This is a genomic window from Citrobacter sp. RHBSTW-00887 (assembly GCF_013728095.1).
GTDB classification, from domain to species: domain Bacteria; phylum Pseudomonadota; class Gammaproteobacteria; order Enterobacterales; family Enterobacteriaceae; genus Citrobacter; species Citrobacter braakii.
On record NZ_CP056267.1, the window covers coordinates 357,701 to 375,069 of the forward strand.

General features: G+C 53.7%; 14 protein-coding genes. 4 read left to right on the plus strand and 10 right to left on the minus strand.

Annotated features, from left to right (window positions below):
- Window positions 1-48 precede the first annotated feature (48 nt).
- From gntT to gntX, 3 genes are all read right to left on the minus strand, one after another.
- Window positions 49-1,365 (minus strand): gluconate transporter, encoded by a 1,317-nt coding sequence (gene gntT / locus HV314_RS01600; protein WP_003023507.1) that lies wholly within the window; start codon window positions 1,363-1,365, stop codon window positions 49-51.
- A 379-nt stretch (window positions 1,366-1,744) separates the two neighbouring features.
- Complete coding sequence (gene nfuA, locus HV314_RS01605) at window positions 1,745-2,320, minus strand: Fe-S biogenesis protein NfuA (protein ID WP_003023509.1); 576 nt, start codon at window positions 2,318-2,320, stop codon at window positions 1,745-1,747.
- A gap of 58 nt (window positions 2,321-2,378) precedes the next feature.
- Window positions 2,379-3,062 (minus strand): DNA utilization protein GntX, encoded by a 684-nt coding sequence (gene gntX, locus HV314_RS01610; protein WP_149382082.1) that lies wholly within the window; start codon window positions 3,060-3,062, stop codon window positions 2,379-2,381.
- Window positions 3,063-3,099: 37 nt separating this feature from the next.
- Here gntX and bioH point away from each other — a divergent pair, with 37 nt between their 5' ends.
- The gene (gene bioH, locus HV314_RS01615; protein WP_016157646.1) at window positions 3,100-3,870 is read left to right on the plus strand and encodes a pimeloyl-ACP methyl ester esterase BioH; all 771 of its coding nucleotides are present in this window, start codon (window positions 3,100-3,102) and stop codon (window positions 3,868-3,870) included.
- A 44-nt stretch (window positions 3,871-3,914) separates the two neighbouring features.
- On the opposite strand, the gene HV314_RS01620 is transcribed toward bioH, so the two are convergent.
- The 6 genes from HV314_RS01620 to greB form a co-directional block, all read right to left on the minus strand.
- Window positions 3,915-4,865, minus strand: a complete 951-nt coding sequence (locus HV314_RS01620) for an Rpn family recombination-promoting nuclease/putative transposase (RefSeq protein WP_181547183.1) — start codon at window positions 4,863-4,865, stop codon at window positions 3,915-3,917.
- 236 nt (window positions 4,866-5,101) lie between these two features.
- Window positions 5,102-5,338, minus strand: coding sequence for a [Fe-S]-dependent transcriptional repressor FeoC (gene feoC / locus HV314_RS01625; protein WP_003023516.1), 237 nt, complete (start codon window positions 5,336-5,338; stop codon window positions 5,102-5,104).
- Window positions 5,339-5,349: 11 nt separating this feature from the next.
- Window positions 5,350-7,668 carry a Fe(2+) transporter permease subunit FeoB gene (gene feoB / locus HV314_RS01630; RefSeq protein ID WP_016157644.1) on the minus strand — a complete coding sequence of 773 codons (2,319 nt, stop codon included), beginning with the start codon at window positions 7,666-7,668 and terminating at the stop codon, window positions 5,350-5,352.
- A gap of 18 nt (window positions 7,669-7,686) precedes the next feature.
- Complete coding sequence (gene feoA / locus HV314_RS01635) at window positions 7,687-7,914, minus strand: ferrous iron transporter A (protein WP_003023519.1); 228 nt, start codon at window positions 7,912-7,914, stop codon at window positions 7,687-7,689.
- A 430-nt stretch (window positions 7,915-8,344) separates the two neighbouring features.
- Window positions 8,345-10,678 (minus strand): Tex family protein, encoded by a 2,334-nt coding sequence (locus tag HV314_RS01640; RefSeq protein ID WP_016154803.1) that lies wholly within the window; start codon window positions 10,676-10,678, stop codon window positions 8,345-8,347.
- A 98-nt stretch (window positions 10,679-10,776) separates the two neighbouring features.
- Complete coding sequence (gene greB / locus HV314_RS01645) at window positions 10,777-11,250, minus strand: transcription elongation factor GreB (protein ID WP_016154802.1); 474 nt, start codon at window positions 11,248-11,250, stop codon at window positions 10,777-10,779.
- Window positions 11,251-11,475: 225 nt separating this feature from the next.
- On the opposite strand from greB, the gene ompR reads away from it, so the two are divergent.
- The gene (ompR, locus tag HV314_RS01650; protein ID WP_001157751.1) at window positions 11,476-12,195 is read left to right on the plus strand and encodes an osmolarity response regulator transcription factor OmpR; all 720 of its coding nucleotides are present in this window, start codon (window positions 11,476-11,478) and stop codon (window positions 12,193-12,195) included.
- The gene (envZ, locus tag HV314_RS01655; protein WP_181547185.1) at window positions 12,192-13,544 is read left to right on the plus strand and encodes a two-component system sensor histidine kinase EnvZ; all 1,353 of its coding nucleotides are present in this window, start codon (window positions 12,192-12,194) and stop codon (window positions 13,542-13,544) included. Before ompR ends, envZ begins: the two co-directional genes overlap by 4 nt.
- 74 nt (window positions 13,545-13,618) lie before the next feature.
- Here envZ and pckA read toward each other — a convergent pair whose 3' ends face one another.
- Entirely contained in the window at window positions 13,619-15,241 is a 1,623-nt protein-coding gene (gene pckA / locus HV314_RS01660) for a phosphoenolpyruvate carboxykinase (ATP) (RefSeq protein ID WP_016154801.1), read from the minus strand.
- 378 nt (window positions 15,242-15,619) lie between these two features.
- Between pckA and HV314_RS01665 the strand changes: the two genes are divergently transcribed.
- A complete protein-coding gene (locus HV314_RS01665; RefSeq protein ID WP_181547187.1) occupies window positions 15,620-17,338 on the plus strand; it encodes a DUF4153 domain-containing protein in 1,719 nt (572 codons plus the stop codon).
- Window positions 17,339-17,369 lie beyond the last annotated feature (31 nt).

The window sequence follows — 17,369 nt, forward strand, 5'->3', positions numbered from 1 at the left end:
TGATAGCAGGTAGGCCGGGTAAGCGAAGCGCCACCCGGCACAGTTATATCAGACCACCATACCCAGCAGCAGACACCCTACCAGACCGCAGACGGAGATAATGGTTTCCAGCATTGACCATGACTTGATGGTTTCACCGATGGTCAAGTTGAAGTACTCCTTGAACAGCCAGAAGCCCGGATCGTTCACGTGGGAGAAAATGACGGAACCGGAACCAACCGCAATAACCATTAGCTCAGGGCTTACGCCGGTCGTTGCAATCAGCGGTGCCACAATCCCACCAGCGGTGATCGCCGCAACGGTTGCGGAGCCCAGTGCGATACGCAGTACCGCAGCGATAGACCATGCCATCAGCAGCGGAGAAACGTTTGAACCGTGCATCATTGACGCGATGTACTTGTCCACGCCGCTATCCACCAGGACCTGTTTGAATGCACCGCCACCACCGATGATCAATAGCATCATCGCGATGATTTTGATGGAGGACACCAGCGTGTCGTTGATCTGATCCATCGAACGTCCACGGTTCAGACCAAAAGTGAACATCGCAATTAGCACCGCGATAAGCGTTGCCATAACCGGGTCACCCAGGAATTCTGCCACCGTCAGGAAAGCGTGGCCTTTTGGCAGAATCATCTCCGCCACGGCGCGCATCGCCATCAGGATAACCGGTACCAGGGAGGTCCAGACGCTGACGCCAAAGCCAGGCATCTCTTCTTCAGTAAACGTTTTCGCGCTGTACAAACCTTCCGGGATTGGCTTATCGATGCCTTTCAGGAAGCGAGCGTACACCGGACCAGCGAGAATAACGGTCGGGATTGCCAGAATCGTACCAAACAGCAGGGTTTTACCCATATCTGCATGGAAAATGGTGGCAATAGCAGTCGGACCTGGGTGCGGTGGCAGGAAGCCGTGAGTTACGGACAGCGCAGCAGCCATCGGCACGCCAACATACAGCAGCGGGATGTTGGCAGCAGCGGCGATGGTGAACACCAGCGGCAGCATCAGCACGAAGCCGACTTCGTAGAACAGGGCAAAACCGACGGTGAAGCCGGTTAATACCACCGCCCACTGAATATGTTTTTTGCCGAATTTAGCAATCAGGGTGGTTGCGATGCGCTGTGCGCCGCCGCAGTCCGCCAGCATTTTGCCCAGCATGGCGCCAAAACCCATAATCAGGGCGAGGCTGCCAAGGGTTCCGCCGACACCGGCTTTAATCGAACCGATGACTTTATCCAGTGGCATCCCTTGCATCAATCCGACAGCAAGCGCCACCAGGACGAGAGCGATGAAACCGTTCATTTTGAAACGGATCATCAGGAGGAGTAACAAGATTACACCGATAGCAACGATGACTAATGGCATGATTTACCTGGCCTTTACTTTGTTATGGGTAACGTCAGTGTTTAGATGACAAATTCCGATTGTCCCGACCGGGAACAGAGCATTCTCAGCACCAATGCTGGTTGCCTTCAAAACTAATCAGTTTAGCTGGCTGTTATGTGTGTGTTAGGTGCTGATGCGAATGATACGGGTAACATACGGCGCTTGAAAATCACCTGGGCAGGCAAAATTTAAATTATGAGAGGCTGGTCAAATTATGAGGGGGATTGTTGCAGGAAATATGCGGATAAATGCAAGGTTGTAGGCCGGATAAAGCGATTACGCTGCCATCCGGCATCAAGGCCCGATGGCGGCGCGGATGCGTCTTAACGGGCCTACGGAAACTCTACAGGTTGGGGCGTTAGTAGTAAGAGTGCTCGCCGCGCTGGTGTTCGGTTAAATCGCGAACGCCTTTCAGTTCAGGGAATTCAGCCAGCAGCTGCTTCTCGATACCTTCTTTCAGCGTTACATCCACCATTGAACAGCCGTTACATCCGCCGCCAAACTGCAGAATAGCGTAGCCTTCATCGGTGATTTCCATCAGAGAGACGCGACCACCGTGACCTGCCAGCTGTGGGTTGATCTGCGATTGCAGCATGTACTCCACGCGTTCCATCAGCGGCGCATCATCGGCAACTTTACGCATTTTGGCGTTTGGTGCTTTCAGGGTCAGTTGGGAGCCTAACTGGTCGGTAACGAAATCGATTTCTGCATCTTCCAGATACGGTGCGCTCAGTTCATCAACATATGCGGTCAGCAGGTCAAATTTAATGGCGGTGTCGGTTGCTTCCACGGCGTCCGGCGGACAATAAGAAACGCCGCATTCAGCGTTAGGCGTGCCGGGATTAATCACAAATACGCGGATTTGTGTCCCTTCTTCCTGATTTGCCAGCAGTTTGGCAAAGTGCGCTTGTGCAGCATCGGAAATATGGATCATAGTAATGGCCTAATAGTTGACTATTTTACTTGGTTATAATACGCCCATCATCGAGGCTCTACAAGGTTCGACACAGGCACCATACCTGGACAGTCGCCGCGCCGTTGCGTAAAAGCAGCTGCGCGATTTCCGCGACGGTACTTCCGGTAGTGACGACATCATCCACAATGACCATATGGAGTCCCTGCACTGGCAATTCAAGGCGAAAGGCGTTTTTCAGGTTACGTTTACGTAATCGGGCGCTGAGATGGTGCTGTGTGGCGGTTGCCCGAACCCGCGTGATGGCCCGGCTGTCCCAGTCGCAGCCCAGCCAGCGTGCCAGGGGACGACACAGTAAGTCGCTCTGATTAAACCCTCTGCGCCAGTGCCGACGTTGCCAGAGCGGGACGCTGACGAGCCTGTCCGGCAGAGGAAGACCGCTGACGCGCCGGGCCTGTAATACCTCCAGCAACAGCAAGCGTGAAAGAGCGGGGGCCATTTCGCCACGTCGGGAAAACTTGAGCTGGTGGATAAGCCCGCTCAACGGCAGAGCATAGTCGCTGACGGTAACCAGTCGCTGCCACGGCGGTGGTTTTTGCAGACAGCGCCCGCAGGGAACGACGGTATGCGCGGCAGGGAGTCCACATTGAGGGCACCGGCTGACGTGCTGATGCGTTGCCCGTGTGCAGACTGAACAGATCCCCCAATGCCCTAACGTCAGGGGCATTCGGCATAGCCAGCACAATCCCGGTACTGTTAGCATAGAAGCATCCTTTCAGGCTAAAAGAGAACAATAACTGATGAATGACATCTGGTGGCAGACCCAGGGTTCGGGAAATTGCCATCTTGTGCTGCTGCACGGATGGGGACTGAATGCGCAAGTGTGGCATTGCATAAGCGAGGAATTGAGTTCGCATTTCACGCTGCATCTTGTCGACTTACCGGGATTTGGTCGCAGCCAGGGGTTCGGCGCAATGTCGCTGGAAGAGATGGCTGAGCGGGTAGTAAAACAGGCACCGGAGAAAGCCATCTGGCTCGGCTGGAGTCTGGGCGGGTTGGTCGCAAGCCAGGTGGCGTTAACCCATCCTGAACGTGTTCAGGCGCTGGTGACCGTGGCGTCTTCCCCTTGCTTTAGCGCGCGCGACGAGTGGCCGGGTATCAAGCCAGAAGTGCTGGCAGGTTTCCAGCAGCAGTTGAGCGAAGATTTCCAGCGTACGGTGGAACGTTTTCTGGCGTTGCAGACGATGGGCACGGACACCGCGCGTCAGGATGCGCGAGCACTGAAGAAAACAGTGCTGGCGTTACCCATGCCGAAGGTCGAGGTGCTCAATGGCGGACTGGAGATTCTGAAAACGGTCGATCTGCGTGAGCCTCTGTGCGCTGTGGACATGCCTTTTCTGCGGTTGTACGGCTATCTCGATGGACTGGTTCCGCGCAAAGTGGTCCCAATGCTCGATGCCCTGTGGCCGCATAGCGAGTCGTTGATATTTGCTAAAGCGGCGCATGCACCGTTTATCTCGCATCCTGCAGAGTTCTGCGCAGCGCTGGTGGCGTTAAAAAAACGCCTATAAATCTGTTGTGTTGCCCGGTAGAGCCGCGCTTACCGGGCTTGAGATTAATGGCTGCGCGTAGCCAGATCCTCAGCGGTCAGGCCGGTAATTCTGAAGATGGTCAGCGGATCGATACCATCAGCCTGCAGGGTTGATGCAATACGTAAAGCTTCCTCTCGTTTACCTTGTTGCAAGCCCGTTTGTAACCCCTCTTGTAACCCTTTCATATGACCTTCCTGAAGACCATTAAGATGCCCTTCTTGTCGTAATCTTTCGGCGATAGTCATCAACTTTTCCTTATGTTGGGGTAAACGTTCGGCGACCTCATGAAGAAACTCGGTAAAATGTGCGGTGTCCCCGACCTGCATTAGATAATTAAACAAGGCTTTCAACTGGCTGTCATTAGCGTGTCCTTTAATAATCAGGATGGCCAGTTTTTCTACCAGCCCCATCAAATCGCGTTTACGAATATGTTTTTGGATGAGTTCCAACAGCGCCATCCGGCGATGCTGCATGATCTCGTCATCGGGAACCACGGTGATATCGATCAGTGGAAACGCTGAGGTATAAAGTTGTCTGGCGGCCTTTGGGTCGTCAAATTCGTCCAGCCAGAAGAGTGAGTAGGGGTATGGACTAGCCGCGCCATGATAAAAAAGCATGGGTATCACCAGCGGGAGTTTCTTGTGACCTGCAGCCAAATGACGATGCATGACCGCAATAGCATAACGCATCAGCCGAAATGCCATATGGGCATCGGCGGTACTCTGATGCTCAATGATGGTGTAAATATAGCCATCGCCTTCGCGGGTTTTTAATGACCACAGCACATCGGAATAGTACGCGCGCAAATCGTCCTCAATAAAGCTGCCCGATTCCAGTTGTAGCGTGTTCAGATCGCACAGTTTTTGCAAAGAGGCTGGAAGATGGAGCCGAAGAAAGTCGCGTGCGGTAGCAGGGTGGTTTAAGAACGTTTTAAAAATCGCGTCATGCGGCGTAGCAGTCGTGTCAGTATTCATGGCGATCCGTCACCTGAGAAACAAGATGACGAGACTCTACTTCCCTGGTCGCCAGTAATCATTCACGAGTTGATAACGATGCGCGACAGGCTGGAGGATAGATCTGCTTTGCTGAAACAGAGACATCTTTGTGGAATCCATTACGCAAAAAGCCGGATATCAGCATAAACGCTTTATCCGGCCAGGGCGTTTGCAGTCATTTTTAGACCGGAAGCATAGCGCCATCCGGCATCGAACTAGCGCAAAGCCCACCACTCGCGCAGGCAGGCTTTACCTTCCGGACAACTCTTGCAGCTTCCGGAAAGACACCCGTCGGCATCTTCCTGAATCCGCACCGCTTTGCCCATCTTTTCTAACTGATTCAGCATGGCGTCAATCATGGGCTGCGGGGTGTGCAGCGTGTGGCTAATTTGAGTTGCCTCCATGCGTCCCCGCAAAGCCAATAAATCACGAACCTGAATAAGCGATGCCATTGTCGATAACCTTAGTGGCAGTCGCCAGTGGTGCTGGAACAACAGGAGCTTGCCGTCCTGTTGGTCGCCAGCAGTGCGAGATCCACGCGACTGCGAGCTCGACGCAGCAGGCCCAGCAACACAATGTTAAACAGGATGACAGCTAAAATGCACACCAGGCTGTAGGTCGGGTGCTCTTTGTAGCTGACCGCCTGATAAAACAGCGTCGACAGAGAGTAGGCGATGTTCAGGCCCCACAGAATCGAGAAGCTCATCCAGCCACGGCTGGATTCACGTGCAATAGCGCCCATTACCGAAATACACGGCACATACAGCAGCACGAAAATCAGGTAGCTGTAAGCGGCGGCAGCGCTGCCAAATTTTTCGCCCATCACGCCCATTGCACCCGTAGCCATTTCACCGTCGCCCTTGCTGGCTTCAATAGGGTTAGCCAGTACGCTCAGGCTGAAGGTGTCTTTCAGGCTTTGCCAGGTCTCATCTACCGCGCCGAGCAGCTCGTCACCGAGGTGGAAATCTGCCGGGTTGAACTCTTCTTCCTGAATGTTTTCTGCGGTATAGAGCGTGTTCAGCGTACCGACAACCACTTCTTTCGCCATCGCGCCGGTGAACAGACCTACGGTTGCCTGCCAGTTATCTTCGTGAACGCCAATCGGCTTGAAGACCGGCGTGATTACGCGGCTGACGGAAGCCAGAGCAGAGTCGTTGATGTTGTCGACGATTTTTCCACTCAGCGAGAAACTGTTAAACGCGCTGAGGAAAATGCTGACGATGATGATGACTTTACCCGCACGCAGAACGAAGCCTTTCAGGCGTTGCCAGGTCTGAATAATCAGACTCTTAATGTGCGGCACGTGGTACACCGGCAGCTCCATCACGAACGGCGTTGCTTCGCCACGCATGATGGTGTGTTTGAGCATCAGACCGGTCAATACCGCCATAACGATGCCCAGTACGTACAGTGAGAAGACCGCCAGCGCACCGTTCTGACCAAAGAACGCTGCGGCAAAGACGGCGAAAATCGCCAGGCGAGCGCCACAGGACATAAACGGTGCCATCATGATAGTCATCAGACGTTCACGCGGGGCGTCCAGCGTACGTGCGCCCATCACTGACGGTACGTTACAGCCAAAGCCGACGATCAGCGGGACAAACGATTTGCCCGGCAGTCCCAGCGCCTGCATCAGACGGTCCATTACAAACGCGGCGCGCGCCATGTAACCGGAGTCTTCAAGGAAGGAGAGGAACAGGTACATCATGCCGATTTGCGGTACCAGTGGCAGCACGGTGTTAATCCCGCCGCCAAGACCTTGCGCCAAAAAGATAGTGAGCCAGTCCGGGAAGTGCAGCGTGTAGCCAATCCACTGAATCCCATGGATAAAGAGCGCTACGGAGCCGACGTCAAACAACGGTTGCAGCGCGCCGCCAATGTTGATGGCGAGCAGGAACATCAGGTACATCACGAACAGGAAAATCGGCAGCCCGAGGAAGCGGTTGAGGACGATTTTATCTACTGCGGTGGTGAAGCGGCTCGGCTCTGCCGTCAGGGTGTTGCTGACGGTATCGCAGATAGCGGCAATGCACTGATAGCGCGCATCGGCGATATGCAGTGCCGGATCGTCCATTGTCTCGCTCAGACGTGCAATGGCGGCATCAAGGTTTTGCGCGGCATCACCCGCGTAGGCCCGGCTGTAGATATCGCCTTCCAGCATCTGCAGGCCCAGCCAGCGGCGCTGTTTTAACGGCATATCTTTGGCCATCGCATCGGCGAGGGAATCCGCTTCCTGCAGCAGCGGCTGGGCATAATGAACCAGCTCGACGGTGTCGTTTTCTTTGTAGCGATCGATAGCCAGCTTCAGCGCTTCAATGCCGCGGGCGCGGGTGGATACCAGCGGAACCACCGGGCAGCCAAGGCGAGCGGAGAGGGCATCGATATCGATACGGATTTGCTGCTTCTCGGCAATATCCAGCATATTCAACGCGACGATGCAGGGGATGCCCAGCTCAAGCAGTTGCAACGTCAGGTAGAGGTTGCGTTCAAGGTTTGAAGCATCGACCACGTTGATCAAGAGATCCGCGTCGCCGCTTAAAATATAGTGACAGGCGATCTGCTCATCGAGAGAAGTCTGGGATGAGATTGTCGTCAGAGAATAGGTGCCGGGTAAATCAACCAGCGTGACCTGGTGGTCCGTCGTTGCGAAATGACCTTCTTTACGCTCAACGGTAACGCCAGCCCAGTTGCCTACACGCTGGCGTGCGCCGGTAAGCTGGTTGAATAAAGTAGTCTTGCCGGAATTAGGATTGCCAATTAAACCAATGGTTAGTTTTTTCATTTTTATAGACTCACTGTATTAACAGGAAACCGCTTCCACTTCTAATAACGCCAGATCTTTCTTACGCAATACCAGACTTACGCGACGCGTTTCGATATGGATAGGATCGCCGAGTGGGGCGACGCGTACCACGTTGAAAGAGGAGCCGGGTAGCATGCCAAGTGACAACAGTTTCTGACGATAAGCCGGGCTGATTTCACGGGCAAAACCGGTAATTTTCCACGCACTGTCAGGAGTGAATTGCATAGGGACCTACTTATATCTCGCTAACTGGATGATTACCTCATGGGGCGGCAAGGCGGCATGAGGCCAGATGATTAGCCAACGTAAGGAAAGAGTAAATAATCAACAGATCAATGATAATGAGAATGGTTTCTATCATCAATAGAATAAATGTGACGGAATGTACAATTGGATAATAATTTGCGCCAATTTTGATATTCCTCAATATTTATTCTGGTTGGGAACGAATGATTAGCGGAAATAATTAGTGAGGATCTTAATGTTTAATTAAGGTTTCATCTGTTAATGAAGTGATAAATATATGGCGGTAGAAAGCGGGAAATAGACTAATATGCCGGATGGCGACGCTCACGCGTGTTATCCGGCTTACAAATTAATTGCGACAAGTCAGCCGGATAAGGAGGTTATCCCCCCATCCGGCAAAAAAGTCACACTAGCGTTTTTTACCCATTGCCGCCGCCAGCGCATCCATCATGGCGCTGTTACCCGCAGGCTGTGCGTCACGACCACGAGGTTTCGCGGCTTTTGGCGCCGGGCGATTGCTTTGAGTGCGATCGTTATTCCCGCCGCCGCGACGCGCATTGGTTTCACCCGGCTGCTCGTCCAGACGCATGGTCAGTGCGATACGCTTACGTTGCAGGTCAACTTCCAGCACTTTCACTTTCACAATGTCGCCCGCTTTCACCACGGTGTGTGGATCTTCGACGAACTTATTCGACAATGAAGAGATATGCACCAGACCATCCTGATGAACGCCAATATCAACAAACGCGCCGAAGTTCGTGACGTTAGTGACTGCCCCTTCCAGAATCATTCCCGGCAGCAGATCGTTCATGGTTTCTACGCCATCAGCAAACTGCGCGGTTTTAAATTCAGGACGCGGGTCGCGGCCCGGTTTTTCCAGCTCTTTGATGATGTCGGTGACGGTCGGCACCCCGAAGCGTTCGTCGGTAAAATCGGCTGCTTTCAAATTGCGCAGTTCGTTGCTGTTGCCCATCAGGTCACGCAGCGATTGCTCGGTTGCGGCCAGAATGCGTTCCACAATCGGATAAGCTTCCGGGTGAACAGTAGATGCATCCAGTGGGTTATCGCCATGGTTGATACGCAGGAAGCCCGCGCATTGTTCAAAGGCTTTTGGCCCCAAGCGGCTAACTTTTAGCAGTTGCTGACGGTTCTGAAATTGACCGTTCTCATCGCGCCAGGCGACGATGTTTTGCGCCATCATGCGCGTCAGGCCAGCAACGCGGGTCAGCAGCGGCACGGAAGCGGTATTCAGATCGACGCCGACGGCGTTCACGCAGTCTTCCACCACCGCATCCAGCTTGCGCGCCAGTTGCGTCTGGCTAACATCGTGCTGATACTGGCCCACGCCGATAGATTTTGGATCGATTTTCACCAGCTCCGCCAGCGGATCCTGCAAACGACGGGCGATAGACACCGCGCCACGCAGCGAAACGTCGAGATCCGGGAACTCCAGCGCCGCCAGCTCGGAAGCAGAGTAAACCGATGCCCCAGCTTCGCTGACAATCACTTTCTGCGCGGTCACTTTCGGGAATTGTTTCTGCACGTCGAGGAAGAAACGCTCGGTTTCGCGCGACGCCGTGCCGTTACCAATCGCGACCAGCTCAACGTTGTATTTTTCACACAACGCCGCCACGGCAACGGCGGCTTTGGCTGCCTGGCCGGTATGCGGATAAATAGTGTCGGTCGCGACCAGCTTGCCGGTACCGTCAACCACCGCCACTTTTACACCGGTACGCAGACCCGGATCGAGACCCATTGTGGCGCGCAGCCCGGCCGGGGCGGCCATCAGCAGGTCATGCAGGTTACGGGCAAAGACGTTGATCGCTTCATCTTCTGCACGTTCACGCACGGTACCCATCAGCTCAGTTTCAAGGTGCATCAGCACTTTGATGCGCCACGTCCAGCTAACAACGCCTTTACGCCAGCTGTCAGCGGGAGCGTTGTTCAGGCGCAGTCCCAGGTGATCCTGGATAATCTGCTCGCCGTGGCTCTCTTTTGGCGGCTCATCGAATTGCGGATCGGCATTTAGTGAAAGCTGCAACACGCCTTCATTACGACCACGGAACATGGCCAGCGCACGGTGGGATGGAACGGTAGAAATAGGTTCGTGGTGATCGAAGTAATCGCGGAACTTAGCGCCTTCCTCTTCTTTACCACTAACCACGGCGGCAACCAGGTGGGCGTTTTTCCACAAATAATCACGCACTTTTGCCAGCAGCGCAGCGTCTTCGGCGAAGCGCTCCATCAGAATGTAGCGTGCGCCATCGAGGGCGGCTTTGGTATCGGCCACGCCGTTTTCAGCGTTGAGATATTTTGCAGCTTCTGTTTCTGGGTCGTGGGATGGTTCGTTCCACAGCAGATCTGCCAGCGGCTCCAGTCCGGCCTCAATGGCTATCTGCCCACGGGTGCGGCGCTTAGGTTTGTACGGCAGATAGAGATCTTCGAGTTCGGTCTTACTTAACGTGCCGTTGATCGCGTTCGCCAAATCGTCGGTCAGTTTGCCTTGCTCGCCGATAGATTTCAGGATTGCCTGACGGCGGTCTTCCAGTTCACGCAGATATCCCAGACGGGTCTCCAGATTACGCAGTTGCGTATCGTCCAGACCGCCGGTGATTTCCTTACGATAACGTGCGATAAACGGCACGGTGTTCCCTTCGTCAAGCAGGCGAACGGCAGCTTCTACCTGTTCAGCACGAGCCTGAATTTCACCTGCGATAATGCGGCAGAAAGAATCATTCATCATGGATAGCTTCGTCTATAGGATAAAAAATCAGGGGATAGTTATACGGATTGACTGGCAAAAATGCCAGTCATCTACCGGGGCTTCGGATTGTTCCGGTCTCACTTAACGTATTCAATTTCGTTCACGTACCAGCTGGCTTCACCACCAGGGGTGTTGACTATCGCGAGATCGCCGACCTCTTTTTTCAGCAGCGCCCGCGCCATCGGTGAGTCGATAGAAATGTAATCTTTACGACCGAAGATCTCATCGTAGCCGACAATACGGAATTTACGGATGTCGCCATCGTCATTTTCAATCTCGACCCACGCGCCAAAGAAGACTTTGCCCTCTTGCTGCGGGGAGTAATCAACGATTTTCAAATTCTCCATGCACTTGGTCAAATAACGGACACGGCGGTCGATCTCACGCAGACGCTTTTTATTATACTGGTAGTCGGCATTTTCGCTGCGGTCACCCAGACTTGCGGCCCAGGTAACCTTTTTGGTGACTTCCGGGCGCTCTTCACGCCAGAGGTAATTCAGCTCTTGTTTGAGTTTTTCATACCCTTCGCGGGTTATCAGGGGCGTTTTCATCTTATTGTTTTACCTTCGACTCTGTGATGATGCGCACAATTAGTATTACGCGAGCATATCAACAGAATAAATAATGTATTGCGAGAAACATTGTATACTTAAGCTGCTGTTTAATATGCTTTGTAACAATTTAGCCTGGAATTCATACCAGAATTCGCTGGTGACTCACGTTAGCTTTCTTAAGAATATACACTTAATTGTTGCGAACCTTTGGGAGTAATAACAATGCAAGAGAACTATAAGATTCTGGTGGTCGATGACGACATGCGCTTGCGTGCGCTTCTGGAGCGTTATCTGACCGAGCAGGGCTTCCAGGTTCGAAGCGTCGCTAACGCTGAGCAGATGGATCGTCTGCTGACCCGTGAGTCCTTTCACCTGATGGTGCTGGATTTAATGCTGCCGGGAGAAGATGGCCTGTCTATTTGCCGTCGCCTGCGCAGTCAAAGCAACCCGATGCCGATCATTATGGTCACGGCGAAGGGTGAAGAAGTCGATCGTATCGTTGGACTGGAAATCGGCGCTGACGATTACATTCCGAAGCCGTTTAACCCGCGAGAACTGCTGGCGCGTATTCGCGCTGTACTGCGTCGTCAGGCGAACGAACTGCCGGGCGCGCCTTCTCAGGAAGAAGCGGTCATTGCTTTTGGTAAGTTTAAACTGAACCTCGGTACGCGTGAAATGTTCCGTGAAGATGAGCCAATGCCGCTCACCAGCGGGGAATTTGCGGTACTGAAAGCGCTGGTAAGCCACCCGCGCGAGCCGCTGTCCCGCGACAAGCTGATGAACCTGGCCCGTGGTCGTGAATATTCGGCGATGGAGCGTTCTATCGATGTCCAGATTTCTCGTCTGCGCCGTATGGTGGAAGAGGACCCGGCGCATCCGCGCTACATTCAGACCGTGTGGGGTCTCGGCTACGTCTTTGTTCCGGACGGTTCTAAAGCATGAGGCGAATGCGCTTCTCGCCACGAAGTTCGTTTGCCCGCACGTTATTGCTCATCGTCACCTTGCTGTTTGCCAGCCTGGTGACGACTTACCTGGTAGTGCTGAACTTCGCGATACTGCCGAGCCTCCAGCAGTTTAATAAGGTCCTGGCCTACGAAGTTCGTATGCTGATGACCGATAAACTGCAGCTGGAGGACGGTACGCAACTGGTGGTGCCGCCCGCATTCCGCCGGGAAATTTATCGTGAGCTGGGTATTTCCCTCTATTCCAACGAGGCCGCTGAAGAAGCTGGACTGCGTTGGGCGCAACACTATGAATTCTTAAGCCATCAGATGGCGCAGCAGCTGGGCGGTCCGACGGAAGTCCGCGTTGAGGTGAACAAAAGCTCGCCGGTCGTATGGCTGAAAACCTGGCTGTCGCCCAATATCTGGGTACGCGTGCCGCTGACGGAGATCCATCAGGGCGATTTCTCACCGCTGTTCCGCTACACGCTGGCGATTATGCTGTTGGCTATCGGTGGCGCGTGGCTGTTTATCCGTATCCAGAACCGACCGCTGGTGGATCTTGAACATGCGGCGCTGCAGGTGGGGAAAGGTATCATTCCGCCGCCGCTGCGTGAGTATGGCGCTTCAGAGGTGCGCTCCGTTACCCGAGCCTTTAACCATATGGCCGCGGGGGTGAAGCAACTGGCCGATGACCGTACGCTGTTAATGGCGGGCGTGAGCCACGATTTACGTACTCCGCTGACGCGTATTCGTCTGGCGACCGAAATGATGGGCGAAGAGGATGGTTATCTCGCGGAGTCCATCAATAAGGACATCGAAGAGTGTAATGCCATTATCGAGCAGTTTATCGATTATCTGCGTACTGGTCAGGAGATGCCGATGGAGATGGCGGATCTGAACTCGGTGTTAGGCGAAGTGGTCGCAGCGGAAAGCGGCTATGAACGTGAAATCGAAACTGCGCTGCTGCCGGGCAGCATTCAGGTGAAAATGCACCCGCTGTCGATCAAGCGTGCGGTTGCCAATATGGTGGTTAACGCCGCCCGTTACGGCAACGGCTGGATTAAGGTCAGCAGCGGTACGGTGACGCATCGCGCCTGGTTCCAGGTAGAAGATGATGGTCCGGGCATCAAGCCGGAGCAGCGTAAACACCTGTTCCAGCCGTTTGTCCGCGGCGACAGCGCGCGTAGTACCAGCGGCACGGGCCTGGGTCTGGCGATTGTGCAGCGTATTATCGATAACCATAACGGTATGCTGGAAATTGGCACCAGTGAACGAGGAGGGTTGTCGATCCGCGCCTGGCTTCCGGTTCCCTTCACTCGCGCGCAGGGCATCACGAAAGACGCATAAGAAAGGGAGGCGAAATGCCTCCCTTTTTGTTGCTGTAGGCCGGATAAGGCGAAACCGCCATCCGGCACTCTTCGTTACAGCTTCGGTCCGGCGCTAACCAGCGCTTCACCCGCAGGGGTATCGGTGTATTTCTCGAAGTTCTCGATAAACAGTTTCGCCAGTGCGTTGGCTTTTTCCTGCCACTGCTCCGGAGAAGCATAGGTATTACGCGGATCGAGAATGCGAGTATCCACGCCCGGCAGCTCGGTTGGGATAGCCAGGTCAAACATCGGCAGACGGAACGTTTCTGCGTCATCCAGCGAACCGTTCAGGATAGCGTCGATAATCGCGCGAGTATCTTTGATAGAGATACGCTTGCCGGTACCGTTCCAGCCGGTGTTAACCAGATATGCCTGCGCACCTGCCGCCTGCATACGTTTCACCAGTACTTCTGCGTACTGCGTTGGGTGCAGTGACAGAAATGCTGCGCCAAAGCAGGCTGAGAAGGTTGGGGTTGGTTCGGTGACGCCACGTTCGGTACCGGCCAGTTTGGCGGTGAAGCCAGACAGGAAGTGGTACTGGGTTTGGTCTGCCGTCAGACGAGAGACCGGCGGCAGCACGCCAAACGCGTCGGCGGTCAGGAAGATCACTTTGGTGGCGTGACCCGCTTTTGACACCGGCTTAACGATGTTATCGATGTGATAAATCGGGTAGGACACGCGGGTGTTTTCGGTTTTGGAACCGTCGTCGAAGTCGATGGAACCATCTGCGCGCACGGTGACGTTTTCCAGCAGCGCGTCACGACGGATTGCGTTGTAGATTTCCGGCTCGGCATCTTTAGACAGTTTGATGGTCTTCGCGTAGCAACCGCCTTCAAAGTTAAACACGCCGTCGTCATCCCAGCCGTGTTCGTCATCGCCAATCAGGCGGCGTTTCGGATCGGTGGACAGCGTTGTTTTTCCTGTGCCGGACAGGCCAAAGAAGACTGCCACATCACCTTTTTCCCCGACGTTTGCCGAGCAGTGCATGGAGGCAATGCCTTTCAGCGGCAGCAGGTAGTTCATTACGGAGAACATACCTTTCTTCATTTCGCCGCCGTACCAGGTGCCACCAATCAACTGGATACGCTCAGTCAGGTTGAAAGCCACGAAGTTTTCGGAGTTCAGACCCTGCTCTTTCCATTGCGGGTTAGTGCATTTAGCGCCATTCATCACGATGAAATCAGGTTTGAAATCAACCAGCTCTTCGTCGCTTGGGCGGATGAACATGTTTTTAACAAAATGCGCCTGCCAGGCTACTTCGGTAATGAAGCGTACGGAAAGGCGGGTATCGGCGTTAGCGCCGCAGAATGCATCAATGATAAACAGACGCTTGCCGGAAAGCTGCTGGGTGACTAATCCTTTCAGATGCTGCCAGGTTTCCGGGGAGAGCGGTTTGTTGTCGTTCTTACCTTTACCTTTGTCGGACCACCAGAGCGTGTCGCGCGTGGTGTCGTCACGGACAATATACTTATCCTTTGGCGAACGTCCGGTAAAGATACCGGTATCAACGGCAACGGCGCCCAGGTTTGTTAACACGCCACGCTCATAACCTTCCAGGTTTGGATCAAGTTCCTCCTGGAAAAGCGTGTCGTAGTCTGGATTGTAAACGATATCCTGAACGTCATTGATACCATAAGCCTTGAGATCTTGCGGGGTTAAACTGTTGTTCACACGCATTTCACTGCTCCTTAGCCAATATGTATTACCTGGAATAGTAAGGTTTTTTAGGGATTGCTAACCGCGACAAGGCTCATAGATTTACGCATCCGGGAAAATCACGGATAACCGAATGCGCTGCGACTCCTGTCACAAAGAGGCGGATATTATGGCAGGAAACCCTTTTTTGTTGTGGAAAATGTTCTTAAAACGTTAATGGAGAGTGTTTTTGGCGGGAAACTTGTGAGTGTAATCGCATTCACGTAAGAAAATTACGTAACTCATACATAAACAATATCGATTCACTTCCCGTCGCAGTGGTCCGGGATCGGCCTATCAATGCTCAAAATTGTGAAGTTGATGCGATAATTACCTTTTCTCTTCATTCTGGGTGACGACATGGATAGTGTTGAACTTTCACGTACTACTCGCTGGGGCATGATATCTATCGGCCTGTTACAGGGGATATTGTGCTACCTGCTGATGACATATCTGGTGCCGCATAATGACGGCTGGCTGTTCTATGGCATGCCCGCGACAATTGCTCTCTCTTCGGCGCTTTTACTCACCGTTGTCTCTTTCAAACAACGTGCGCTGTGGTACTGGATGGCGCTGATCTTTGTTGTCGTGCTGGCGATGAGCGTCTGGCTAAAGTGGCAAGTCGAGGGCAGCGATAAGTGGCGGCAAAATGATATTTTTATGTTGTACGGCTGGCGCTTACTGCTGATGGCGATGCTGGCATTGCCATGGATTCAGTACTCGCTCCACGCATCCCGCCAGCAGGCCCGCTATGCGCAGTTTTATACGAGTTTGTGGCTTAATGCGCTGACGTTACTGATTGTCTTTGTCGCCAACGGTCTGTTCTGGATGGTGCTCCTGCTATGGAGCGAGATGTTTAAGCTCGTTGGTATTACCTTCTTCGACACGCTTTTCTTTGATACCGACTGGTTTGGCTACGTGGCCTTTGGCCTGGTTACCGCACTGGCGGTGGTACTGACCCGCACGCAGTCGCGTCTGGTTGCGGCGGTCCAAAAGTTACTGACTTTGATCGCCACCGGTCTGTTACCCCTGGTCGCGCTGCTGGCGCTGATGTTTGTGCTGACCTTGCCCTTCACCGGCCTGGAGGCTATCTCGCAGCGGGTATCTGCGGCTGGGTTGATGTCAACGCTGGCGCTGCTCCTGCTGTTGTTGATGGCTATCGTTCGCGAGCCGCAGAAAGAGGCGCTTCCCTATCCAGCCGCGTTACGCTACCTGATCAAATGCGCCCTGGTTGTCGCGCCCATCTATATGCTGATTGCCGGTTGGTCACTGTGGGTGCGAATTCAACAGTACGGTTGGACGCCCGAGCGCTTATATGGCGTGCTGGTGGTCTGCGTGCTGCTGCTCTGGTCGTTTGGCTATCTGGCGAGTATTTTACGCCGTGGGCGCAATCCGCTTGAGCTTCAGGGGAAGGTGATTCTTTGCGTGTCGTTGCTGGCGTTGGGGCTGTTGATTTTGCTGTCGTCGCCGGTTATTGATGCCTGGCGCATCAGCGTCAACAGCCATATGGGGCGGTATCACAGTGGCAAAATTAAGCCGGATCAGGTCAGCCTGTATATGTTGAGTAAGAGCGGAAAACCGGGACGTGCGGCGTTGGAGGCATTACAAAAAGATGCGGCGTTTAACCAAGACAGTAAGCGCCGGCGCGACTTAAATTCTCTGCTGCAAGGACGTCGCGATCCCATTCAGAACCTGACTACTACTCAGCTAGCGCCGAAAGTGATGATCGCTCCGGGTAGCAGGCAACCCGATGAGACCTTCTGGGCGTTTGTCAAAGGGCAGAGCTACCGCATTACATCCTGCGTTGAGCAGGATGCATGCGTCCTGGTCGATCAGGACCTTAATGCGGATGGTAAGCCTGAGCAGGTGCTGTATGCTTTTGGCGATGGTGAGAGTCTGGTCTTTGCCAGGAAAGAGGATAAATGGGAACTCATCGCATCAGGTCAGCTACCTGCAGGATTCAATAAGGAGAAACTGCTGCAGGCGGTGGCGAATCATCAACTGAATTCAGCCCCCAGAGTTTGGCGTGATATCACCATTGATGGCACCCGATTGCCGATGAATTATTACAACGAGTGAGCGTGTTGCGGATAGCGTTTTGATGGATGGC